The sequence below is a fragment of the Citrobacter sp. Marseille-Q6884 genome, from assembly GCF_945906775.1.
Lineage (GTDB): Bacteria > Pseudomonadota > Gammaproteobacteria > Enterobacterales > Enterobacteriaceae > Citrobacter.
This window is the reverse complement of the sequence record NZ_CAMDRE010000002.1, coordinates 897253-921476: the sequence shown is the minus strand read 5'-3', so window position 1 is coordinate 921476 and position 24224 is coordinate 897253. Positions and strand designations below refer to the sequence as shown.

The 24224-nt window shown below is 50.5% G+C and carries 24 protein-coding genes; 9 read left to right on the top strand and 15 right to left on the bottom strand.

The annotated features are described in order from the left end of the window. The first annotated feature begins 5 nt into the window (after positions 1 to 5). From rsmF to N7268_RS19645, 3 genes are all read left to right on the top strand, one after another. Positions 6 to 1427: a 16S rRNA (cytosine(1407)-C(5))-methyltransferase RsmF gene (gene rsmF, locus N7268_RS19655; protein ID WP_260864140.1), complete on the top strand. Its 1422-nt coding sequence runs from the start codon at positions 6 to 8 to the stop codon at positions 1425 to 1427. A 100-nt stretch (positions 1428 to 1527) separates the two neighbouring features. Continuing rightward, positions 1528 to 1764: a YebV family protein gene (locus N7268_RS19650; protein ID WP_198903918.1), complete on the top strand. Its 237-nt coding sequence runs from the start codon at positions 1528 to 1530 to the stop codon at positions 1762 to 1764. Positions 1765 to 1868: 104 nt separating this feature from the next. Continuing rightward, positions 1869 to 2060 carry a YebW family protein gene (locus N7268_RS19645; protein WP_198903917.1) on the top strand — a complete coding sequence of 64 codons (192 nt, stop codon included), beginning with the start codon at positions 1869 to 1871 and terminating at the stop codon, positions 2058 to 2060. Here N7268_RS19645 and pphA read toward each other — a convergent pair whose 3' ends face one another. The 5 genes from pphA to yobA form a co-directional block, all read right to left on the bottom strand. Next, a complete protein-coding gene (gene pphA, locus N7268_RS19640) occupies positions 2061 to 2702 on the bottom strand; it encodes a protein-serine/threonine phosphatase (protein ID WP_260864139.1) in 642 nt (213 codons plus the stop codon). A gap of 171 nt (positions 2703 to 2873) precedes the next feature. Beyond that, a complete protein-coding gene (locus tag N7268_RS19635) occupies positions 2874 to 4382 on the bottom strand; it encodes a sensor domain-containing diguanylate cyclase (RefSeq protein WP_260864138.1) in 1509 nt (502 codons plus the stop codon). A gap of 923 nt (positions 4383 to 5305) precedes the next feature. Continuing rightward, on the bottom strand, positions 5306 to 5644 hold the full coding sequence (locus tag N7268_RS19630; protein ID WP_260864137.1) for a YebY family protein: 339 nt from the start codon (positions 5642 to 5644) through the stop codon (positions 5306 to 5308). A 16-nt stretch (positions 5645 to 5660) separates the two neighbouring features. Continuing rightward, positions 5661 to 6533, bottom strand: coding sequence for a copper homeostasis membrane protein CopD (gene copD, locus N7268_RS19625; protein ID WP_260864136.1), 873 nt, complete (start codon positions 6531 to 6533; stop codon positions 5661 to 5663). A gap of 2 nt (positions 6534 to 6535) precedes the next feature. After that, complete coding sequence (gene yobA / locus N7268_RS19620) at positions 6536 to 6910, bottom strand: CopC domain-containing protein YobA (RefSeq protein WP_260864135.1); 375 nt, start codon at positions 6908 to 6910, stop codon at positions 6536 to 6538. A gap of 143 nt (positions 6911 to 7053) precedes the next feature. Between yobA and N7268_RS19615 the strand changes: the two genes are divergently transcribed. The 3 genes from N7268_RS19615 (at position 7054) to exoX (ending at position 8733) form a co-directional block, all read left to right on the top strand. After that, a complete protein-coding gene (locus tag N7268_RS19615) occupies positions 7054 to 7284 on the top strand; it encodes a DNA polymerase III subunit theta (RefSeq protein ID WP_003034925.1) in 231 nt (76 codons plus the stop codon). A 106-nt stretch (positions 7285 to 7390) separates the two neighbouring features. Then, positions 7391 to 8047 (top strand): carbon-nitrogen hydrolase family protein, encoded by a 657-nt coding sequence (locus N7268_RS19610; RefSeq protein WP_260864134.1) that lies wholly within the window; start codon positions 7391 to 7393, stop codon positions 8045 to 8047. A gap of 23 nt (positions 8048 to 8070) precedes the next feature. Then, positions 8071 to 8733 (top strand): exodeoxyribonuclease X, encoded by a 663-nt coding sequence (exoX, locus tag N7268_RS19605; RefSeq protein WP_260864133.1) that lies wholly within the window; start codon positions 8071 to 8073, stop codon positions 8731 to 8733. On the opposite strand, the gene ptrB is transcribed toward exoX, so the two are convergent. From ptrB to yebG, 4 genes are all read right to left on the bottom strand, one after another. Further along, complete coding sequence (gene ptrB / locus N7268_RS19600) at positions 8715 to 10790, bottom strand: oligopeptidase B (protein WP_260864132.1); 2076 nt, start codon at positions 10788 to 10790, stop codon at positions 8715 to 8717. The two genes, exoX and ptrB, sit on opposite strands and share 19 nt — an antisense overlap. Positions 10791 to 10876: 86 nt before the next feature. Next, positions 10877 to 11536, bottom strand: a complete 660-nt coding sequence (locus tag N7268_RS19595; RefSeq protein ID WP_260864131.1) for a tellurite resistance TerB family protein — start codon at positions 11534 to 11536, stop codon at positions 10877 to 10879. A gap of 91 nt (positions 11537 to 11627) precedes the next feature. After that, positions 11628 to 11984, bottom strand: coding sequence for a protein YebF (gene yebF / locus N7268_RS19590; protein WP_260864130.1), 357 nt, complete (start codon positions 11982 to 11984; stop codon positions 11628 to 11630). A gap of 120 nt (positions 11985 to 12104) precedes the next feature. Continuing rightward, on the bottom strand, positions 12105 to 12395 hold the full coding sequence (gene yebG, locus N7268_RS19585; RefSeq protein WP_260864129.1) for a DNA damage-inducible protein YebG: 291 nt from the start codon (positions 12393 to 12395) through the stop codon (positions 12105 to 12107). Between the two features lie 132 nt (positions 12396 to 12527). Here yebG and purT point away from each other — a divergent pair, with 132 nt between their 5' ends. Then, on the top strand, positions 12528 to 13706 hold the full coding sequence (gene purT / locus N7268_RS19580; protein WP_260864128.1) for a formate-dependent phosphoribosylglycinamide formyltransferase: 1179 nt from the start codon (positions 12528 to 12530) through the stop codon (positions 13704 to 13706). A gap of 96 nt (positions 13707 to 13802) precedes the next feature. Here the strand turns inward: purT and kdgA are convergent, their stop codons facing one another. From kdgA to zwf, 3 genes are all read right to left on the bottom strand, one after another. After that, positions 13803 to 14444, bottom strand: coding sequence for a bifunctional 4-hydroxy-2-oxoglutarate aldolase/2-dehydro-3-deoxy-phosphogluconate aldolase (gene kdgA, locus N7268_RS19575; protein ID WP_003034901.1), 642 nt, complete (start codon positions 14442 to 14444; stop codon positions 13803 to 13805). 34 nt (positions 14445 to 14478) lie between these two features. Then, the gene (edd, locus tag N7268_RS19570) at positions 14479 to 16290 is read right to left on the bottom strand and encodes a phosphogluconate dehydratase (RefSeq protein ID WP_260864127.1); all 1812 of its coding nucleotides are present in this window, start codon (positions 16288 to 16290) and stop codon (positions 14479 to 14481) included. 234 nt (positions 16291 to 16524) lie between these two features. Further along, positions 16525 to 18000, bottom strand: coding sequence for a glucose-6-phosphate dehydrogenase (gene zwf / locus N7268_RS19565; protein WP_260864126.1), 1476 nt, complete (start codon positions 17998 to 18000; stop codon positions 16525 to 16527). 364 nt (positions 18001 to 18364) lie between these two features. On the opposite strand from zwf, the gene N7268_RS19560 reads away from it, so the two are divergent. Both N7268_RS19560 and pyk read left to right on the top strand, forming a co-directional pair. Continuing rightward, positions 18365 to 19234: a MurR/RpiR family transcriptional regulator gene (locus tag N7268_RS19560; protein ID WP_198903892.1), complete on the top strand. Its 870-nt coding sequence runs from the start codon at positions 18365 to 18367 to the stop codon at positions 19232 to 19234. A gap of 120 nt (positions 19235 to 19354) precedes the next feature. Then, on the top strand, positions 19355 to 20797 hold the full coding sequence (pyk, locus tag N7268_RS19555) for a pyruvate kinase (RefSeq protein ID WP_260864125.1): 1443 nt from the start codon (positions 19355 to 19357) through the stop codon (positions 20795 to 20797). A 54-nt stretch (positions 20798 to 20851) separates the two neighbouring features. Here the strand turns inward: pyk and lpxM are convergent, their stop codons facing one another. From lpxM to znuA, 3 genes are all read right to left on the bottom strand, one after another. After that, entirely contained in the window at positions 20852 to 21823 is a 972-nt protein-coding gene (gene lpxM / locus N7268_RS19550) for a lauroyl-Kdo(2)-lipid IV(A) myristoyltransferase (protein ID WP_260864124.1), read from the bottom strand. Between the two features lie 119 nt (positions 21824 to 21942). Next, entirely contained in the window at positions 21943 to 23262 is a 1320-nt protein-coding gene (gene mepM / locus N7268_RS19545) for a murein DD-endopeptidase MepM (RefSeq protein ID WP_260864123.1), read from the bottom strand. A gap of 15 nt (positions 23263 to 23277) precedes the next feature. Continuing rightward, positions 23278 to 24222 carry a zinc ABC transporter substrate-binding protein ZnuA gene (gene znuA, locus N7268_RS19540; RefSeq protein WP_260864122.1) on the bottom strand — a complete coding sequence of 315 codons (945 nt, stop codon included), beginning with the start codon at positions 24220 to 24222 and terminating at the stop codon, positions 23278 to 23280. Positions 24223 to 24224: the final 2 nt, after the last annotated feature.

Below are 24224 nucleotides of genomic sequence, written 5' to 3'. Positions count from 1 at the left end.
TCCAAGTGGCTTATTTTCCTGACGCCTTTCTGACACAAATGCGTGAAGCAATGCCTTCCACGCTCTCTTTCGATGATTTTCTCGCTGCCTGCCAGCGTCCATTACGACGCAGCATTCGCATTAATACGCTGAAAATTTCCGTTGCCGATTTTCTAGCGTTAACGGCGCCTTACGGCTGGTCGCTCACCCCGGTTCCCTGGTGTGAAGAAGGCTTCTGGATCGAACGCATTGATGAAGAGTCTCTGCCTCTCGGCAGCACCGCTGAGCATTTAAGCGGTTTGTTTTATATTCAGGAAGCCAGCTCTATGCTGCCGGTTGCCGCATTGTTTGCCGATGGCAATATGCCGGATCGTGTCATGGACGTAGCGGCAGCACCCGGCTCTAAAACAACACAGATTGCCGCCAACATGCGCAATGAAGGCGCGATTCTGGCCAATGAGTTTTCCGCCAGCCGCGTCAAAGTTCTGCATGCGAATATCAGTCGCTGTGGGATCAGTAACGTTGCCTTAACCCATTTCGACGGACGCGTGTTTGGTGCAGCGCTACCTGAGACTTTCGATGCCATTTTGCTGGACGCGCCGTGTTCTGGCGAAGGTGTCGTACGTAAAGATCCCGATGCGCTGAAAAACTGGTCCGTAGAAAGTAATCTCGAGATTGCAGCCACACAGCGCGAACTGCTCGACAGCGCATTTCATGCCTTACGTCCCGGCGGTACGCTGGTCTATTCCACCTGCACACTCAACCGTGACGAAAACGAATCTATCATGCAATGGCTGATAGAAACCTACCCGGACGCGGTCGAGTTTCTTCCGCTCGGAGATTTATTCCCTGAAGCAGAACGTGCCCTGACGCCGGAAGGGTTTCTGCATGTCTTCCCGCAGATTTACGACTGTGAAGGGTTCTTCGTCGCCCGTCTGCGTAAAACCACCTCAATTCCTTCTCTGCCAGCCCCCAAATACAAGGTTGGTAATTTTCCCTTCAGCCCGCTGAAAGGACGCGAAACAGCGCACATCACCGAAGCGGCTAACGCTTGTGGCCTACAATGGGATAGCAATCTGCATCTCTGGCAACGCGACAAAGAAGTCTGGTTATTCCCGGCGCACATTGAACCACTGATTGGCAAAGTGCGTTTTTCCCGTCTAGGGATCAAACTGGCTGAAACCCACAATAAAGGTTACCGCTGGCAGCACGAGGCCGTTGTCGCTCTCGCCGACCCCAATCACCGTATTGCGTTTGAGCTGACGCTTGAAGAAGCGGAGGAGTGGTATCGCGGCAGAGATGTCTATCCGCAAACGGCACCGACAGCCGATGATGTCCTGGTGACATTCCAGCATCAGCCGATTGGTCTGGCAAAACGCATTGGCTCACGGTTAAAGAACAGCTACCCGCGCGATCTTGTCCGGGATGGCAAACTCTTTACAGGATAACGCACGTTTTTACTGGCGCTTTTGCTGACGTTGACTACGCTGAAAAATGGGCGACCTAACTGGTCGTACCACAACCAGCAAATTAACGGAGAGCACGATCATGAAAACCAGTGTGCGCATTGGCGCTTTTGAAATCGACGACGCCGAGTTACATGGCGAAACGCCAGGGGACCGAACGTTAATCATCCCGTGTAAATCAGACCCGGATTTATGTATGCAACTGGACGCATGGGATGCCGAAACCAGCGTCCCGGCCCTCCTTAATGGGGAACATTCCGTTCTATTCCGTGAGCACTACGATCGTAAGTCAGATGCCTGGATCATGCGTTTTGCCTGATACCAAAAAGAACCCGTCGCCAGGCGGGTTATTTCTTCCCTTCATTTCCCCCTCGCTCTAACCTCTTCTACACTATCGGTACGGCAGTACGATATGAGGGTGTAATGTTCACGCTGATTCTTTTTGTTTGCTATCTGGATGGCGGTTGTGAAGATATCGTGGTCGATGTCTACAAAACTGAGCAGCAGTGTCTTATTTCGATGGACGATCAGCGTATTCGTAATGGCGGATGTTTGCCTGCGGATGACTATATTGACCGCTTCTGGCGTCCTGCACAGGAATACAGTGATTTTTAATCATTGCAATTGCACCAGCGTTAGTTCTCCGCCAAATACCGCGCCAGTATCAATATAGTGCAGATTCTCAATATCCAGACGATGTCGCAGCGGCGTATGGCCAAACCAAAAATGATCCGCCCCGCGAATACCGCCACGTTTATTCATCAATCGGGTGCGATCCCACAATACCTGCTGTAAATCGATCGCTTTTTGCCAGCTATATTCATCACTCGGATAATCAGCATGCGCAATGACATGGACGCCATGCTGACAATGCAGTTCCAGAACCCAGGGTAATCGCTGACACTCTTCAAGCGCGATCCGGGCTGCCGGTTGCGCCGCCTGCGTATACCATGTTCCCCCGTTCATCTCCCACAGTAATTGTTCTCCACTCGCCAGCGCATCCAGCGCCATTTGCTCATGATTACCTCTGACAGCCACAACCCAGGCTTCAGGCAGCAACGCCAGGCAACGCAGACTGTCTGGGCCGCGGTCGATAACATCTCCGACAGACACCAGTAAATCCTGCCACGGGTCAAAGCGGCATTGGCGCAATTTATCCATCAACATGGAAAAGCAACCGTGAATATCCCCCACGACCCAGACATGACGCCAGCGTGTGCCTTCAATTCGCTGGTAAATCGTATCAGGCTGTCTCATGTGACCTCCTGAGTGCCAATATCACCTTCACTTAACTGTAACCATAGCAGCAAAAGTCTGGGCGATCAGGGGGCGGAGTGAGGTGAACCGAAGGTATTTCAGACATGATTTGTCGTGTGTACGCATAATAGCCCATGAAATATGGGCTATTATGCGTTGCTGTTAACAAACTCAGCCAAGAACGATTTTATTTTTCCCGGTCGTTTTTGCGTTGTATAAGCAAACATCGGCTCTTTTGATAATTTGCTCAGGCGTATCCGTTTCGTTCCATTTAGTCAGACCGGCACTGAAACTCACGTGCATACCCTCTTCACGCCATTTTCTCAGGTTAATGATATTACGCCACGTTTCTAAAACCTGAAAACATTCATCTTCATCGTCGCTTAAAATCAATACGCATATTTCTTCTCCACCATAGCGGTAGATATGCGATCCTTGATTATCTTCGACCACTTTTTTACCAATACCGCATACCGTGGTCAAAACAATGTCACCGATATCATGACCAAACGTGTCATTACTAGTTTTGAAATTATCTATATCGATAATCGCCAAATAGAAAGGATGCTTCTTATCGACTGCAGCGATCAAATCAGCATTAAATTTCTTACGATTACTGATGCCGGTTAATGTATCCGTCTCTGATTCATGTACCGCTTCTGTTAATTTTTTATTATGTTCTTTTAACTTATTATAAACTTCACCAATCCCTTTTTCTTCGACAAGCTGCATTCCATTAATACTCATAAACAAATTCGTCATAAAGCGTTTATAATATAAGTTAAACAAATATACTGTTAACGCATACAACGTCAGACAGACCGCAAACAATGCATAGAAAATTTCATACACTGTATCGGTTGAGTTTTTAAACTCGTCGTAGTCAACAACTGAAAATGCAATCCAGTTTGGATTGCTGTAAGTACGATAAAAGACAAACTCTCTGGCTGTGGCGTCATAAAAATGTCCCTCGTTTTCTTTTGCTTTTTCGAGCCAACTGAGAGGAACCTTGCGACGAAATATTTCATTCGTATTTTTGTATAAGATGACTGAACCATCTGCTGAGACAATCTTAAACCTACCATTATAAGGAGCGTTGATAGACTTCAGCGGACGACTCATGGCCTTTAAATCGAGAACGAATGCAACATTCCCGATGATGTTGGATTTGCTATCAAACAAATTCATATCTACCGTAATTTCATTTTCATACGGAGGCAGTTTATTTTTGTAGGGATCTGAAAATGTAATTTCATCTTTTATACCTGATGAATAATACCAGGGTCTTTCACGTGGTTCGAAATCATCAGGGTAAACGGCAGGATAGGTTTTAAACTTGTTATCGCTGTCGGCCAGCAACGCGGCCCTGAAAAAAAAGGTAGAATTCACTATTGAGGGCAAGACACTGTCAATATCAAGATTTTTTTGCGATAAATAATGCTCAATTGACTCCTGAGTTAAATTACTCGACATCGTTCTTAACAACAAAGTCATTTCATCTACAGGTCTGTCGATACTTGCAGCAGCGGAATTAGCATTAAACCGTGACATCGTGCTAATTAAATTACTTTCCGTTGATTTTTTTACGTACAAATAAGAAGCAAAAGAAAAGATCAAGAATGGAATGGAAAAAACAATTGAGATAAAAAAGAATGAGTATTTTGAACTGTTTTTTTTCATTTAACTCACATACTTTAAAAGTTAGAATCATATTTGTAAGGTACTAATGCCACATAATAAACGATTAAAATATACATTATTAATCTATAACTAATCACAGCGCATTAATATCAACATTAACTTCTGGTATGGTCTTATAACATCAGACTCACCTTTCCAGATGCAAACGTTCTTACATAGCATTGATTATTTGGGTATTTATATTATCACATTACATTATCAATGATAATTAAACAAATTAATATTACTGAATGTTTACCCTGCTATGCAACCTGGCATTCGTGGCGAACATTAAGCAATCATTACTCAAAATGTCCATTATTATCAAAATTGCCCTCTGGACTTTATTTTTTATCACACAAAAGCGTGCCGACATTTGTCCTTACATCACGTTCAGAGCGACGTACAAAAAAACTGGCCGTCTGGCGTTCGTTCAGTTTTACAGGACATTTTCAGAGCGTCATCATAGCGTTCAGATTGATAGTCACGCGCCGGGAATGATCCCTGAAGGCTGTTCAGGTAGAAAAAGTGAACAATGCCCCAAAAATACCTGGACGAACGCCGTACAGAATATGATATGGTTTAGACAGGATATGGAAATTTCAAGTAACTTTCGTGGGATTTCGTGATAGCACTGAAAACCCCCATGAAAAAACAAAGACATAAAAAGAGACCGAATACGATTCCTGTATTCGGTCCAGGGAAATGGCTCTTGGGAGAGAGCCGTGCGCTAAAAGTTGGCATTAATGCAGGCTAAGTTACCCTGCCATTTAAGAATAGATGACAGCGCCAGGTTTTCCAGTCCGCGACTAAAGTGGCCTGAAAAAAAGGAAGATTGTCACCCGCAACAACGCAAAAACCGCAAGTTCTCTGAAGAGATCCTTGCGGTTTTTTATTGGAAATCAGAGTGGTACATCTGACAATTAACAGAGCTTTTCTGCGCGCTCGACAAACGGAGCAAGGCTCATTTTTTCACCGGGTTTTGCCGGATCGTCAATCTGGATGATGTCGATCGGTTTTGCGGTGGTTTTACCGCTTTCAACCTGCTGTCTTGCAATGTCATTTAACGGATACTGTACCAACGTGCTGGGATTGATGACATACAACGCATTGCCCGGTCTGCAGGTCAACATCACCTCTTCACGATTAAATGCCCACTTATCTTTACCCACCTCAAAACGGCTGACGGTAATGACCTGCGGCGCAGCCAGCGCAGCACCTGAACTTGTCAGTAATAATAAAGAGATAACTAATTTTTTCATACGTTTTGCCAGTCCATCAGAAAGGTTCCAGGGTTGCAAACAGGCTGACGATGGCCAGCACTACGGCCCCTATGCCCCATTCAAGCTTCGTCATCCAAATGAAATAGTCCGTCATAGCACGATTATCCTGCTGCATACGGGGTACAAGAACATACCGATTTGCGAGCGCAATCGCCACCATGAGCGCGACCAGAGCGCATTTCAGTAACAGTAACTGCCCATAAGCCGCATGCCAAGGAATGGACAACCCCACAATAAACAGCACATTGATGATGCCGGTCAGCAATACGCCCGTAACGAAAAGATGCCCGTAGCGGGAAAAGCGCATCATCGTGCAGATAGCCTGCTGTCGCCAACGACCTTGTGCCATTCTCATGCAGTAGAGGACGGGCAGCAAGCCACCAAACCAGGCTGCGGCACACACCAAATGCAGAGAATGATTAATCTGTTGCACAGCCCGCGACACGCCTTCATGCAACGTCGCATGACCAACACCCGCCAACAGAACAAACTGCGCAACCGTCAGCATCAGCAACAACCGTGACAAACTGCGCGGCACGATGAGGGTCACCACCAGTGTGACCAGCGCGAGAATAATTTGCCACAGCCATACCCCGCCAAACTGCGTTTGCAGGACGGTTCCCCACACATCCACGGAGAGCACATCCTGCCAGCCAGCGCCCATTAATCCCCCCTGGATCGCCAGCATCAACGTTGCGCTTATAAAGCTCCACGCTGCCGCATGCCGTTGCAGACGTAGAAAACGGCGCATCATTAAACGACGGACCGAAACCGGGGCCAGCCAGGCGCCGTACAGCGCAAAGCCAAACACCAGCATCAACGCGATGAAGTGAATAAAACGCAGCGCGACCCAGGTAAATGCCAGCATGGTTATTTCACGCTGAAGGTATAGTGTCCCTTTGTCTTATGACCATCGACTGACACGACGTGCCAGTCAACGGTATAGGTCCCCGCATCCAGCGACTGAGCGAGCGGGATAATCAACTGCTTCTTATCCTGTTCATTACGTGTCGCCTTGCCTGTTTTGATCTGTTCCTGTTTTGGCCCCGTCAGCGTCGCGCCGCTGAATGCCGGTTCAATCCCTTCTGAAAAGGTCATCGTCAGCGCTTGTGGGGAGGCTGAGACTTGTGCATTCGCCGCCGGATTTTGCTGCGTGAGGTGAGCATGTGCGAAAGCAGCGGGAGCGGTCAGAACGGAAGCGAGTGCGATGAGAGTGTAGCGAAGTGAAGATGCAGAAGAAGCCATATCAACTATTCCTTTTTGTTATGTCTAATCTATAGAGAATAACCTTCTACAATGATCGAGTCGAGAATGATCACGCCGGGCTTGCCATTAATGCCCACTCTTAGTAACGTCTGCGCCCGATGGATACAGATAAGGAGAAACGCATGAACATCAATCTGGCCAAACTTGAACAAGCAGAAATGGATAAGGTCAATGTGGACCTTGCCGCGGCTGGCGTTGCCTTTAAAGAGCGTTATAACATGCCTGTCGTTGCCGAAGTCGTTGAGCGTGAGCAACCTGAACATTTACGCGACTGGTTTCGTGAACGGTTAATTGCACACCGTCTGGCGTCTGTTTCCCTCTCGCGTTTACCTTACGAGCCGAAAGTTAAATAAACCTTATATTACGTTACGATTCCTTACATGATGCCTGCTACAGTATAAGTACATTCTTAATCTATAATTTAAGGATGATTGTAGACACTATGAAAAGGAAGTCATTATGTCACACTGGAAAATAGCTGCAGCACAGTACGAACCTCTGAAACAATCCCTTACGGAACACGTCGCACATCACCTGCAGTTTATTCAGGCGGCGGCGAGATGCCAATGTGAGTTGTTGGTTTTTCCGTCCCTGTCGCTATTAGGCTGCGTTGATGAGAGCGACGCGCTTCCCGCCCCGCCTGATGATATATTCTTACAGCCACTCGCCCATGCCGCGGCAACATATCGCATGACCATTATCGCGGGTTTACCGGTCGAACATAACAATCGCTTTGTAAAAGGCATTGCCATTTTTTCCCCTTGGTTGACGTCACCATTAACGTTTCATCAAAGCCACGGGGCCTGCATTGCCAGACAGCAAAATGCCATCAGCGTAGTAGACAGCCAGCCGGAAGGTATCGATATTGATCCAACGTTTTCGCTGTTTACCACCAGCCAAAGCGTCAGCGAACCCGAGTTACTCTCCTCAACCTCACGCCTGCAAAGTTTTTCACATAAATTCGCCATCGCAGTACTGATGGCCAATGCGCGCGGCAGTAGCGCTTTATGGGATGAACGTGGCCGCCTGATTGTCCGCGCCGATCGCGGTTCACTGCTCTTAACCGGTCAACGCACCGCTCAGGGTTGGCAAGGTGATATCATTCCATTACGCTAGTCGTTTTCGGTCAGGAGCCCGGCATGTTGCGCATAATAGATACTGAAACCTGTGGCCTGCAGGGAGGCATTGTTGAGATCGCGTCTGTCGATGTGGTGGACGGAAAGATTGTCAATCCTATGAGCCACCTGGTGCGCCCCGACCGTCCTATCAGCCCTCAGGCGATGGCGATTCACCGTATCACTGAAGCCATGGTGGCGGACAAGCCGTGGATTGAAGAGGTCATCCCGCACTATTACGGCAGCGAATGGTATGTGGCGCATAATGCGAGCTTTGACCGTCGGGTTCTGCCCGAGATGCCCGGTGAATGGATTTGCACCATGAAACTCTCCCGCCGCCTGTGGCCGGGAATTAAATACAGTAACATGGCGCTTTATAAGTCCCGCAAACTGAACGTGCAGACGCCATCTGGCCTGCATCATCACCGCGCGCTTTATGATTGCTACATCACGGCAGCCCTGCTGATCGACATCATGAACACCTCTGGCTGGTCAGCAGAACAAATGGTCGACATAACTGGCCGTCCCGCGTTGTTGACCACCTTTACCTTCGGTAAATACCGCGGTAAAGCGGTATCTGAAGTGGCTGAACGCGATCCGGGCTATTTGCGTTGGTTATTTAATAACCTTGACAATATGAGCCCGGAACTGCGACTGACCCTCAAGCACTATCTGGATAACGCCTGAGTTATAGCCTGACCAGGCAGTGTCCCTTGCGCCAGTCCTATTAAAAATGCGAATTCAAGGGCCACACCTTCATAGGATTTAAAACGACCGGACTTACCGCCATGCCCGGAATCCATATCCGTGCATAGCAGCAGCAGGTGGTCGTCCGTTTTCAGCTCTCGCAGTTTCGCCACCCACTTTGCCGGTTCCCAGTACTGCACCTGCGAATCGTGTAACCCGGTTGTCACCAGCAGATGCGGGTAAGACTGCCGGGTTACATTGTCGTACGGACTGTAACTTTTCATGTAGGTGTAATACTCGGCGTCCTGCGGATTGCCCCACTCTTCGAACTCCCCGGTGGTCAGTGGAATGGACTCATCCAGCATCGTGGTCACCACATCGACAAACGGCACCTGGGCAATTACGCCGTGAAACAACTCCGGGCGTTCATTAATGGCAACGCCCATCAGCATTCCTCCGGCGCTTCCCCCCATGCCGTAGCACAATGAAGGCGAGCCATAGCCCAGTTTTAGCAGTGCATCACAGACATCAAGGTAATCATTGAAGGTATTTTTCTTTTGCAGAAACTTCCCGTCCTCGTACCACTGCTGTCCTAACTCACCGCCGCCGCGCACGTGGGCGATAGCATAAACAAAACCGCGATCCAGCAGACTCAGACGGCTGCTACTGAAATCCGCATCCATACTGGCGCCATAAGAGCCGTAACCGTACACCAGTAAAGGATTTTTCCCTTTCAGGAAATATTTCTGGTGATAAACCAGCGATACCGGAACCTCTACGCCATCACGCACGGTTATCCACACATGCTCACTGCGGTAATTGGCGGCATCAAAACCGGGGACAGTTGTCTGCTTGAGCACACGTCGTTCTCCGGTATCCATATCCAGTTCAAACAGCGTGTCCGGCGTCGTCATTGAGGAGTAGCCATACCGCAGACGCGATGTCTCTGGCTCGGGATTGTACGCAAGCCACGTCACATAAGCCGGATCATCAAAGGCAATCCCAACCACTTCGCGCGTTTTGCGGTTAATTTGCCGCAGGCTGGTTAAACCGCGCTGACGCTCTTCGACCACCAGCCAGTCGGTAAACAGGGTAAATCCTTCCAGCATGACATTCTCACGCGCGGGGATCAGTTCTTCCCAGGCGTGTTCGTCACGCACGCCGGTACGGTACAGGCCAAAGTTTTTCCCCTGGCGATTAGAACGCAGATAAAACGCGTGTTGATAGTGGTCGAGGCTGTACTCATGGTCTTTACGCCGCGGTAAAAAGACCAGCGGTTCGGCATCCGCCAGTTCAGCATCCAGCAGCAACACTTCGCTGGTGGTTGCACTGGCGACATGGATGACAACATAGTGCTGCGAAGTGGTTTTATGCAAACTGACATAAAACATGTCATCGGCTTCTTCATACACCAGTTGATCCTGCGTGGATGGCGAGCCGACAGTATGCCGCCAGACCTGATACGGGAGTAACGTCGTGTCATGTTTGCGGACATAATAGAAAGTCTGTGAATCGTTCGCCCAGACCAGTTCTGGTTCAACATTGTCCAGGACCTCCGGGTACCATTTACCGCTTTGCAGATTACGAAAACGAACGCCATATTGCCGGCGAGAAAGATAATCTTCAGCCAGCGCCATGATGGTGTTGTCGGGTGAAACCGCTAAGCCTCCCAGTGTATAAAATTCGCTGTGGGCGGCTCGCTGGTTACCGTCCAGCAGGATGTCCCATTCGTCCCACTCTTCACTGAGTACCGACTGGCGTTGATAAATAGCGTATTCGCATCCCGGTTCATAAATGTGCCGGTAGCGATAACCATTTTTCACATAAGGTGCGGAAACATCCTGGGGGGGAATTCGGTCGATAATTTCTTTCAGCACACGATCCTGCAATGCCTGCTGCGAGGCCATCACCTGACGGCCATACGCATTTTCTTGTTGCAGGTAGTCCAGCACTTCTGGCTGCGAGCGGGTGTCATCTCGCAACCAGTAATAATTATCAACGCGCGTGTCGCCATGCTGCGTCATGGCATGTGGAATACGAGGAGCTTTTGGTAGCATGTCATTGTTCTTCTGCTTAAACATCCTATAAGGGTGGCAAAAGACAGCAATGATGCAAGCGAAACGTGCTCCTCAACAGGAACTATTTAACCCGGCAATGCCTGTTTCTGCTGTCTGAGATCCTGCTCAATGCCCTCCCGGACATCCTGTGGGATCTTTAGCGCATCGCCCAGCGCATTCAGATAGCTGCGCTCCATAAAGTGGTCGATATCAATCGCCGCGCAGCTCAGGAAGTAAAGTTCGAGTGCCTCTTCTTCGTTACGCACACCCTGCGCCAGACGCTGAGGATCGAGCGGCTGCTCAATGGCTCGCTCAATCAGCACACGCCCCTGCTCTTCAACACCCGCTTCACGCAATTGCTGCTCGATGGCCGCACGCTCTTTCGCGTCAATATGACCGTCGCTTTTTGCCGCAAAGACCAGTGCCAGAATCAGGCGTTCGGTACGTTCATCCAGCGGCGTACTCTGCGCGCCAAATTGCGGTTCATCCTGATGAGCGACACGAACTTTATCTTTGTATTTGTTCCATAGCACGGTGCCGGCCACTGCGCCGCCACCGACCAGCAGTGCGCTGGTACCGTATTTGCTGAGTAACTTACGTGAGGATTTATTGGCGACCAGTAAACCCGCCAGGCCACCTAACGCACCGGGAACCAGCAGCTTGCTCAGCCCTTGCTCACCGGAGGATGATGCAGATGATCCTTTTTGCCCAAGAAGAGATTGTAGTTGATTTAGCCAGTTAGCCATTTTGCCCCTCAAGTACAGACGAATAATCATCAAAGCGTACCCGAGGGGATGTCAGGAAGTGTTCAGACCTTCAAAAGATGTGCAAATTCAGCTACTGACGTGACTGGTACTCCGCCGTGCCCGCTTTGCAATCAAGCTTAACCTGATATTGAATGTCGCTGCTTTTCCCGCGAACGGTAAGAGGTACCATCCATTGCCCGTCTTTACCGGTGATATCCTGAGGATTCACCCAGGCAACCGGATCAAGTTGCCCGAGTTTTTTTTGGTCGTCAGCCCAGCGCACAATCCGATTTTGCAGATAGTCGCGTTTGACACTGGCCGCAATGCCTTCGGCATTCAGGCCTTCACAGTTGGGAAAATTGACTGACTGACTTTCCGTATTTGCCGCGAAAACTGACACACTGGCAGATAACAACAGCAGGCTTAACAACGCTCTTTTTTTATACATTCTTTTCTCCTTATATCCCTTTCGTCCTTCAGGCCGTATGAATACGGCTCGAAATTTTTTGGGGATTGCACAATGACTCAGGGAAAAGCATGGTACAAAATGTCAGGAGCGCAAGTCGTTTCAGGCAGCCTGGGTATCATCCTCAGCCGAATCTTCGTTTTCGACCACCTGCGGGGACGGCAGTTTGCCGTTTTTCAGGATCGCGCTCAGCACATCTTTCTGCTCAGCCAGCCACAAGGAGAGCGCTTCACGCTGCTCATCTTCCAGCGCGACAGGCGACTGCTCCAGCCACGTATCGAGCAGATCCGCTGTATCAAGCATCTTGTCATACGCATCGGCTTCCTTTTTGCTGGTAAACGACATTTTTTCCTCACCTTCCCGAATGACTACGTATTTAACTTCAACCGTCATTTTTGCAGCCTCTTAAATTACCTGTATTTATATACAGCATATTCTTTTTTACCCACGAAATCAACCTGGTAATAAAGACAGACGCAAACGTTTTCGTATATACTGCGCCCAGATAAAACAGGGGATTAATTTATGACGTTATTAGGCACAGCGCTGCGTCCGGCAGCAACGCGAGTGATGTTATTAGGCTCAGGTGAACTGGGAAAAGAGGTCGCAATTGAATGCCAACGCCTGGGCGTGGAAGTCATTGCCGTGGATCGTTACCCCGACGCACCGGCGATGCACGTTGCCCACCGCTCATACGTCATCAATATGCTGGATGGCGACGCACTGCGTCAGGTTGTCGAGCACGAAAAACCGCATTACATCGTGCCGGAAATCGAAGCCATCGCCACAAGTATGCTGGTCGAGTTGGAGCAGGAAGGTCTGAACGTTGTGCCTTGTGCACGCGCGACACAACTGACCATGAACCGCGAAGGTATCCGTCGCCTCGCAGCAGAAGAATTGTCCTTACCAACCTCCTCTTTCCGCTTTGCCGAGAGTGAATCCCGCTTTCACGAGGCCGTTGCCGAAATCGGATTTCCCTGCATCGTGAAGCCAGTGATGAGTTCTTCCGGTAAAGGACAGAGCTTTATCCGCTCAGCCGAACAACTCGCCGAGGCCTGGGAGTACGCTCAACAGGGTGGCCGCGCAGGTGCCGGGCGGGTGATCGTCGAAGGTGTAGTTAATTTTGATTTTGAAATCACCCTGCTGACCGTAAGCGCCATCGATGGTGTGCATTTTTGTGCGCCGGTAGGCCATCGTCAGGAAGATGGCGACTACCGCGAATCCTGGCAGCCGCAACAGATGAGCGAACTGGCGCTGGCGCGCGCGCAGGAGATCGCACGTAAAGTCGTGCTGGCGCTCGGCGGGCACGGGTTGTTCGGCGTTGAGCTGTTTGTTTGTGGTGATGAAGTTATTTTCAGCGAAGTGTCCCCCCGCCCACACGACACAGGCATGGTGACGCTGATTTCGCAGGATCTGTCAGAATTTGCGCTGCACGTTCGCGCGTTTCTCGGGCTCCCGGTTGGCACAATCCGTCAGTATGGCCCCTCGGCATCGGCGGTTATTCTGCCGCAACTGACCAGTCAGAATGTCACGTTTGATAACGTTCAGGCGGCTGTAGGGAGCGGTTTGCAGGTGCGGTTATTCGGTAAGCCGGAAATTGACGGGACACGTCGTCTGGGTGTCGTGCTGGCGAGCGCAGAAAACGTTAATGAGGCCGTTGAAAAAGCCAAAAACGCAGCAGCGCAGGTTAAGGTTACAGGTTAAAAAAAGCCGGATAACGACACTGACGTCGCATCCGGCCTGACGTTCTGTACGGCAAACCGGCCCGGTAAGCGCTATCGCACCGGGCCTTTTACGCAGTTACTGTTTCGCGCCTTCAACCGCTTCGCGAGCCAGTTTTGTGATGCGATCGTAATCACCTGCTTCCAACGCATCCGCCGGAACCAGCCAGGAACCGCCGATACACAGTACGCTTTTCAGCGCCAGGTAATCACGGTAGTTCGCCGGAGAGATACCACCAGTCGGGCAGAAACGGACCTGGGAGAACGGACCTGCAATCGCCTGCAGCGCTTTTGTGCCGCCGTTAGCTTCTGCCGGGAAGAATTTAAATTCTTTCAAACCGTAGTCCATACCCAGCATCAGTTCAGATACGGTGCTGATACCTGGGATCAGTGGAATCGTGCCTTCGGTAGCGGCTTTCAGCAGAGGCTCGGTCAGACCTGGGCTAATTGCAAACTGTGCGCCTGCTTCTGTGACTTCTGCCAGCTGCTGTGGATTCAGTACAGTACCTGCGCCCACAATCGCATCCGGGACTTCTTTCGCAATCGCGCGAATAGCATCCATCGCACATGCGGTACGTAAGGTCACTTCCAGAACGCGCACGCCCCCTGCAACCAGCGCTTTTGCCATCGGCACAGCGTGTTCCAGTTTGTTAACCACAATAACCGGTACAACCGGGCCAGTGGTCAGGATTGCTTCTGCACTTGTCTTCCAGTTTTTCATCAGAGTTTTCTCTCGCCTGATTACAAAATAAGTCTTAAAAAGTGATACAGGTTGCGCCCTGCTCCGCACCGGACAGCTTTTCGCGCAACGCGCTGAACATTTCACGTCCTGTACCTATGCGCGATGCGCTGAGGTCAGGAATGTGAGGCTGACGAGAGGCAAGTTCCTCTTCATCAACCAGCAGCGTCAATTCACCTGTCTGTCCATTCACACGAATGATGTCGCCATCGCGTACTTTTGCCAGCAGCCCACCATCGTAGGCTTCCGGTGTTACATGGATTGCTGAAGGCACTTTACCTGAAGCACCCGAAAGACGTCCATCGGTAACTAACGCAATTTTGAAACAACGGTCCAATAATACACCAAGTGGCGGCATGAGTTTATGTAATTCTGGCATTCCGTTCGCTTTTGGTCCCTGATGACGCACCACCACCACGCAATCCCGGTCAAGCAGACCCGCTTCAAAAGCAGGCAACACATCATGCTGACTTTCAAAAACAATCGCAGGCGCTTCAATCACCTGATTTTCTACCGGAACAGCTGAAGTTTTCATTACCGCACGTCCCAGGTTACCGCTCAGCACTTTGGTTCCACCATGATGAGAGAACGGTTTGTCGAAAGAGGCAATCACGTTGCTGTCCAGCGACGTCGCTGCGCCGTCGCGCCAGTCCAGTTCACCCTCATTCAGCCATGGCTCAAGGGTGTAACGCGATAAACCGAATCCGGCGACGGTGTTAACATCTTCATGCAGCAGGCCAGCATTGAGCAACTCGCGCATCAGTACCGGTACACCACCCGCCGCCTGGAAGTGGTTAATATCCGCCGGACCATTCGGGTACAGACGCGCCATCAGCGGCACGATGTCGGACAGATCGGAGAAATCATCCCAGTTGATCAGAATGCCGGCTGCACGCGCCATTGCCACCAGGTGCATCGTATGGTTGGTAGAGCCGCCGGTCGCCAGCAGCGCCACGATGCCGTTGACCACCACTTTTTCATCGATCATTTTGCCGATCGGCATCCATTCGTTGCCGTTACCGGTCAGACGCGTGACCTGGCGTGCCGCAGCAGCCGTCAGCGCTTCACGCAGTGGCGCATCGGGGTGGACGAAAGAGGAACCCGGCAGTTGCATCCCCATAAACTCCACGACCATCTGGTTGGTGTTAGCCGTACCGTAGAACGTACACGTACCCGGAGCATGGTAAGACGCGGCTTCAGATTCAAGCAGTGCCATACGGTCAACTTTGCCTTCTGCATATAGCTGACGAATGCGTACTTTTTCTTTGTTCGCCAGACCGCTCGCCATTGGACCTGATGGGATAAAAATTGAAGGCAGATGACCAAACGAAAGCGCCGCCATCACCAGCCCCGGGACAATTTTGTCGCAAACACCGAGGAACAACGCGCCATCGAACATGTTGTGGGATAAGCCAACCGCTGCAGACATAGCGATCACTTCGCGGCTCAGCAATGAAAGCTCCATCCCATCCTGGCCCTGGGTCACGCCATCACACATGGCAGGAACACCACCAGCAACCTGCCCCACCGCATTGGCTTCATGCAGTGCTTTGCGGATGATGGCCGGATAATGTTCATACGGTTGATGCGCGGAGAGCATGTCGTTATAGGAGGTGATGATCGCGATATTGTTACGCAACATACTTTTCAGCGACGCCTTGTCATCAGGCTGACAGGCGGCAAATCCGTGCGCCAGATTCCCGCATGCCAGTTGTGAACGATGAACGGTCGTGGTTTTGGCCTGTTCGATACGGGCAAGGTAGGCGGAACGTGTCTCACGAGAACGTTCGATGATACGTTGTGTTACGCGTAACAAATTCGGATTCATAGAGGCTCCTAAAATTTATCTGTCAGAGCGGTCGGATTAACAATGCGTTTCAGGATAGTTAAATTATTCTGAATCGCTTACTAGCCGTAGCTCAGGGGCAAAATCGTTTCAGGCAGTGTAATAAAAAAAGCCTCGCGGGTGAATCCACGCGAGGCTTAAAAGTGCAAAAATTATTCTACAATCTGTGTTAGATCATGTTACCGGTAAAATAACACCTAATGGGCAGGTGATCTTTTATTCGAATTCGTTCCAGGAACGACCGTCACGGGTGATCATTGCCACGGAGGCAACCGGTCCCCAGGTCCCTGCCTGATACGGCTTCGGCGCGTCGTTATCCATCGCCCAGGCTTCGGTGATCGAGTCAACCCATTTCCACGCTTCTTCCACTTCATCACGACGTACAAACAGCGCCTGAATACCCCGCATGGTTTCCAGCAGCAAACGCTCGTAGGCGTCAGCCAGGTGCGTTTGATTGAAGGTTTCGGAATAGCTCAGATCCAGCTTGGTGATCTGCAGATTATGCTTGTGGTCCAAACCCGGTACTTTGTTGAGTACCTGAATATCAACACCTTCATCAGGCTGCAAACGAATCGTCAGCTTGTTCTGCGGCAGATCCTGCCAGGACTCTTTAAACAGATTCAGTTCAGGTGTTTTGAAGTAGACGACGACTTCAGAGCATTTCGTCGGTAAACGCTTACCGGTGCGCAGGTAGAACGGAACGCCCGCCCAGCGCCAGTTATCGATATCCACGCGAATCGCAACAAAGGTCTCCGTATTGCTGCTCTTATTTGCGCCTTCTTCTTCCAGATAGCCCGGGACTTTTTTACCCTGAGCAAAGCCGGTGGTGTACTGACCACGAACCGTTTTTTCACGCACGTTTGAGCGATCAATACGGCGCAGTGATTTCAGCACCTTCACTTTTTCATCACGGATACTGTCGGCGCTCAGATCAGACGGCGGCGACATAGCGATCATGCACAGGATCTGCAGCAGGTGGTTCTGGATCATGTCACGCATTTGGCCGGCCTGGTCAAAATAGCCCCAGCGACCTTCAATGCCGACTTCTTCCGCCACGGTAATTTCGACGTGATCGATCGTACGGTTATCCCAGTTGTTCACAAACAGGGAGTTGGCGAAACGCAGCGCCAGCAGGTTCAGCACGGTCTCTTTACCGAGATAGTGGTCGATACGATAAACCTGGCACTCTTCGAAATACTCACCCACCTGATCGTTGATTTCGCGGGAGGTCGCCAGCGATGTACCCAACGGTTTTTCCATCACCACGCGTGCAGGTTTAGCGTTCAATTTCGCTTCACCCAACCCTTTGCAAATTGCGCCAAAGGTGCTTGGCGGCATAGCGAAATAGTTAATGGTGGTGCGATTTTTCTGATCCAGCATCTCGCCCAGACGGGTAAATGCAGCGGTATCATTGACGTCCAGATTACAAAATTCCAGGCGACCACTGAGGGTGTCCCACAAACCTTCATCAATTTTTTCTTTCATGAAGGTTTCAAGCGCTTCGCGGACAACCTTGGTATAGGCTGCTTTATCCCAGTCGGCACGCCCTACCCCGATAATACGGGTATCCGGGTTTATCTGACCGGCCTTTTCCAGTTGATAAAGGGAAGGCAGCAATTTCCGACGCGCCAGGTCGCCCTTCGCGCCGAAAATGACCAGGTCACATGCCTGGGCTGTTTGCGTTACCGCCATGTCATTCTCCTCAGTTGAGTGCCTGGTGCTTTTGCCAGACACTGGTTGTAATTTTATTACAGTGCACTGTACTGCTTTTACGTGATTCAGTGAACCGTAAACGCTTATCCGGCCGTGCTGTTACCGCAAACAGCCTCTTTTTTGGCGTTTACCGCAGCAAAATGGACAAAAAAGTCGCTTTTTTTCGTACGCATGGGGAAGTAAGAAAACCTGACTCCGATCATGTAATGAAAAAAAACAACAACTTTTCTGTCCATTTTGCCCCGTTCCTGCTGTTGCAGGGGTAATATCTATCAGAATTATCTCTCGGTTTCCTGTATCGCTGAAATCGTTTTTGCCCATGGCCCATGAGTCTACCTACATCATGAATATGCTGGAAAAAATCCAGTTAAAACTGGAACACCTGAGCAAATCAGAACGCAAAGTCGCCGACGTCATTCTTACTTCACCCGACCGGGCAATCCATTCGAGCATTGCGGCACTGGCTCTGGAAGCCAATGTCAGCGAACCGACCGTCAATCGATTCTGTCGCAGTATGGACACCCGCGGTTTTCCTGATTTTAAACTGCATCTGGCGCAAAGTCTGGCAAACGGTACCCCTTATGTTAATCGTAATGTGGATGAGGATGACAGCGTAGAATCCTACACGGGGAAAATCTTCGAATCGGCGATGGCCAGCCTGGATCATGTGCGCCAGTCTCTGGATAACTCGGCGGTCAACCGGGCGGTAGATTTATTAACCCAGGCAAAGAAAATTGCCTTTTTCGGCCTGGGTTCTTCCGCCGCTGTTGCCCATGACGCCATGAATAAATTTTTCCGCTTTAACGTTCCGGTGATCTATTCGGACGACATCGTCCTGCAACGCATGAGTTGTATGAATTGTAGCGACGACGACGTTATTGTGCTCATTTCTCATACCGGCAGGACCAAGAGCCTGGTTGAACTGGCGCAACTGGCGCGAGAAAACGACGCCATGGTGATTGCGCTCACCTCTCCCGGAACACCGCTGGCGCGCGAAGCCACGCTGGCAATTACGCTCGACGTACCGGAAGATACTGACATTTATATGCCCATGGTCTCTCGACTTGCTCAACTGACCGTGATAGATGTGCTGGCTACGGGATTTACTTTGCGCCGAGGCGCGAAATTTAGAGATAACTTGAAGCGTGTCAAGGAAGCGCTCAAGGAATCGCGTTTTGATAAAGAATTACTCATCAAGAGTGATGACCGCTAAAAGCAATAACAATGTTCTACCCTTTTATCATCCGGGTCGTTCATTTTTACCGTTAATGTTTGAGAACGGCCGGATCAATGTTCACGCAACACCTAGTTGTTTCAGTCAACGGAGTATTACATGTCCAGAAGGCTTCGCAGAACCAAAATCGTTACCACGTTAGGCCCAGCAACTGACCGCGATAACAACCTTGAAAAAATTATCGCTGCGGGTGCGAACGTCGTACGAATGAACTTTTCTCACGGCTCTCCAGAAGATCACAAAATGCGGGCGGACAAAGTCCGTGAAATCGCCGCAAAACTGGGACGTCATGTAGCTATTTTGGGTGACCTGCAGGGACCTAAAATCCGCGTATCAACCTTTAAAGAAGGTAAAGTATTCCTCAATATTGGCGACAAATTCCTGTTAGATGCCAACCTCAGCAAAGGTGAAGGCGACAAAGAAAAAGTCGGTATTGATTATAAAGGACTGCCCGCTGACGTTGTGCCGGGCGATATCCTGCTGCTGGACGACGGTCGCGTACAGCTAAAAGTGCTGGAAGTACAGGGAATGAAAGTCTTCACCGAAGTCACCGTCGGCGGCCCACTTTCCAACAACAAAGGCATCAACAAGTTGGGTGGTGGCCTCTCCGCTGAAGCCCTGACCGAAAAAGACAAAGCCGACATTGTTACCGCCGCGCAGATTGGCGTTGACTACCTGGCGGTCTCCTTCCCACGTTGTGGTGAAGATCTGAACTACGCACGCCGTCTGGCGCGCGATGCAGGCTGTGACGCGAAAATTGTCGCCAAGGTAGAGCGCGCAGAAGCCGTCTGCGACCAGAATGCAATGGATGACATCATCCTTGCATCTGACGTCGTGATGGTGGCACGTGGCGACCTGGGCGTTGAAATTGGCGACCCTGAGCTGGTGGGTATCCAGAAAGCACTGATCCGTCGTGCACGTCAGTTGAACCGTGCGGTGATTACCGCCACGCAGATGATGGAATCGATGATCACCAACCCAATGCCGACCCGTGCGGAAGTCATGGACGTTGCCAACGCCGTGCTGGATGGCACAGACGCCGTGATGCTGTCAGCGGAAACCGCCGCAGGCCAGTATCCTGCTGAGACCGTTGCGGCAATGGCTCGCGTATGTCTGGGTGCAGAAAAAATCCCAAGCATCAACGTCTCCAAACACCGCCTGGACGTCCAGTTTGATAACGTCGAAGAAGCGATCGCCATGTCCGCGATGTATGCGGCTAACCACCTGAAAGGGGTAACGGCAATCATCGCGATGACGGAATCCGGTCGTACCGCGCTGATGACATCACGTATCAGCTCCGGTCTGCCTATTTTCGCGATGTCCCGTCATGAACGCACGCTGAACCTGACCTCTCTGTATCGTGGTGTCACGCCGGTTCACTTTGATAGCGAAACCGACGGCGTAGTGGCAGCTAATGAAGCGGTTAATCTGCTGCGCGACAAAGGTTATCTGGTATCCGGTGACCTGGTGATTGTCACTCAGGGCGATGTGATGAGCACCATTGGCTCGACTAACACAACGCGTATTCTGACCGTAGAGTAATAACCGCGTTTGTTCTCTATGTAAGAAAGCCTCTCATCAGAGAGGCTTTCTTTTTTACTTTTTAGGGTAGAGGTCTTTGCGTTTATAAGGTTCAATTTCACCCGGTTTACGCGTCTTAAGCAGCTTTAAAATCCAGGTATATTGTTCGAGATGCGGAGCGACAAAAATCTCCACCTCTTCGTTCATCCGTCTGGCGATGGTGTGATCATCGGCCGTCAGAATGTCGTCCATTGGCGGACGTACCTGAATCGTCAGACGGTGCGTTTTGCCATCATACACCGGGAAAAGCGGCACCACGCGGGCATGGCAGACCTTCATCAGGCGGCCAATCGCCGGTAATGTCGCTTTGTAGGTTGCAAAAAAATCAACAAACTCGCTGTGCTCAGGACCATGATCCTGATCCGGCAAATAGTATCCCCAATATCCCTGACGAACCGACTGAATAAACGGTTTGATACCATCATTACGCGCATGTAAACGACCGCCAAAACGACGGCGTACCGTGTTCCAGACATAATCAAATACCGGGTTCCCCTGGTTATGAAACATCGCAGCCATTTTCTGACCTTGAGAGGCCATCAGCATCGCGGGGATATCTACCCCCCAACCGTGCGGCACGAGAAAAATCACTTTCTCATCGTTGCGGCGCATCTCTTCGATGATTTCCAGACCTTGCCAGTCAACGCGATGCTGAATCTTCTCCGGGCCCCGTATCGCCAGCTCGGCCATCATCACCATTGCCTGAGGCGCAGTTGCAAACATTTCATCAACGATTGCTTCGCGTTCCGCTTCGCTACGTTCAGGAAAACAGAGGGATAAATTGATCAGCGCCCGACGGCGGGAGCTTTTCCCCAACCGTCCAACAAACCGTCCCAGCTTCGCCAGAACGGGATCGCGAAATGCTGCAGGCGTTAACGCAATTCCGGCTATCGCCGCTACGCCCAACCAGGCTCCCCAATAACGCGGATGACGAAATGATTTATGAAACTCAGGGATGTACTCAATATTCTTTTTTTTCGTTTCCATGCTCTTCCAGTGTCTGGTATAGCGAAAAGTCAATCTGCTGATAGTGTAGCGGCGCACCGTGCCCCGTACAAAATAAAAAAGCCGGCACGCATTGCGTACCGGCTCTGTCGGTGTGTTTATTAATCGAAGCGTAACTGAGGCAGAACCTCTTTCACCTGCGCCAGGTAGTCATTACGATCCGAGCCGGTCAGCCCTTCCGTACGCGGGAGTTTTGCCGTCAACGGGTTCACCGCTTGTTGGTTGACCCATACTTCATAGTGCAAATGCGGACCGGTTGAACGCCCGGTATTGCCTGACAACGCAATGCGATCGCCACGTTTCACTTTTTGCCCTGGCTTCACTAGCAGCTTACGCAGGTGCATATAACGTGTGGTGTAGGTACGACCATGACGGATCGCCACATAGTACCCTGCAGCGCCGCTGCGTTTCGCGACAACCACTTCACCATCACCCACGGACAGGACCGGTGTCCCTTGTGGCATCGCAAAATCGACGCCTTTGTGAGGGGCAACGCGTCCGGTCACCGGATTCAGGCGACGCGGATTAAAGTTTGAGGAGATACGGAACTGTTTCGCCGTCGGGAATCGCATAAACCCTTTTGCAAGGCCCGTACCGTTACGGTCATAAAACTTACCGTCTTCCGCGCGGATCGCGTAATAGTCTTTGCCCTCAGAGCGCAAGCGTACGCCCAACAGCTGGCTTTGCTCACGTTTGCCGTCCAGCATCTCACGCGACATCAGAACCGAGAATTCATCGCCTTTTTTCAGTTTGCGGAAGTCCATCTGCCACTGCATGGCTTTAATCACCGCACTGATCTCAGCGCTGGTCAGTCCGGCATCTTTTGCACTGGCAACGAAACTGCCGCCGACGGTGCCTTTAATGCGGCTGTTAACCCAGTCACCCTGCTGCATTTCGCTGCTCATTTTGAAACCTGTCTCCGTACGATCATACGTACGGGTTTCCCGACGAGAGACTTCCCAGGTCAGACGCTGTAAATCCCCTTCCGAGGTCAGCGTCCAGGAAAGCTGCTGGCCAATTTTCAGGTTACGCAACTCTTTATCCGCAGCAGCAAGCTGGCTGATATCACCCATATCAATACCGTACTGATTCAGAATACTGCTCAGGGTATCGCCAGTCGAAACCACATATTCATGGACGCCCACCTCGCCAGAGGTTTTATCATCCAGTTCATCCTGAGGAATGGCTTCATCTTCCTGCGCAGCCTGATCGATAGGTTCGCTGGCTTCAGGCAACAGAGAACGAATTTCGTTTTTTTCCAGCTCGATGGTTTTGACAATGGGTGCAGAATCAGGATGGTACACATATGGCCGCCAGACAGCGACGGCCAATGTAAGAACAGTAAGCGACCCCAGCATAACGCGGTGGGGTCGGGGCAGATTATTAAATGCCAGAGCGACAGAGCGGGCTATCTGTTGCACGTATTCACTTCCTCATTAATCTCCTTTCAGGCAGCTCGCATACTGGTTGGCTAATTGATTCAGAAACGCTGAATAGCTTGTTTTACCCAGTTTGATGTTTGTTCCGAGGGGATCCAACGTTCCCATTCGAACGGATGTCCCTCTCGCAACGGCTTCAACGACCGCTGGCCTGAACTGTGGCTCAGCAAAAACGCAGGTTGCTTTTTGCTCAACCAACTGTGTTCTTATTTCATGTAAACGCTGCGCACCAGGTTGAATCTCAGGGTTCACGGTAAAGTGACCAAGCGGTGTCAGTCCGAAGTGTTTTTCGTAGTAGCCATAGGCATCATGAAAAACGAAATACCCTTTCCCCTTGAGCGGTGCGAGCTCGTTACCTACCTGCTTATCGGTTGCGGCTAATTGTGCCTCAAAATCCTTCAGGTTGGCGTCAAGTTTGGCTCGACTTTGCGGCATAAGTTCCACTAATTTTTCATGGATTGCAACCGCTGAAGCCCGCGCTATCTCTGGGGAGAGCCAAAGATGCATGTTGTAATCACCATGATGGTGATGTTCGTCACTTTTTTCACCGTGCGCATCACCGTGACCATGATCATCATCGTCATCATCCGCCCCTTTCATGAGTAACGGTTTCACGTCCTTCAGCTGCGCAATCGTTACCTGTTTTTCATTAGGAATATTCTTGGCAGATTTTTCCATGAACGCTTCCATCTCTGGACCAATCCAAACAACTAAGTCCGCGCCCTGTAAGCGTTTTACGTCTGATGGACGCAATGAATAATCATGTTCGGAGGCCCCATCAGGCAGAAGAACCTCAGTATCAGTTACCCCATCCGCAATCGCTGAAGCGATAAATCCCAGCGGCTTAAGCGAGGCTACGACAGCGGCATTTGCGGCCTGTGTTGCACTACCCCAAAGAGCAGCGGATAATGCTGCGAAAAGAAGCGTATTTTTATGTAACATAA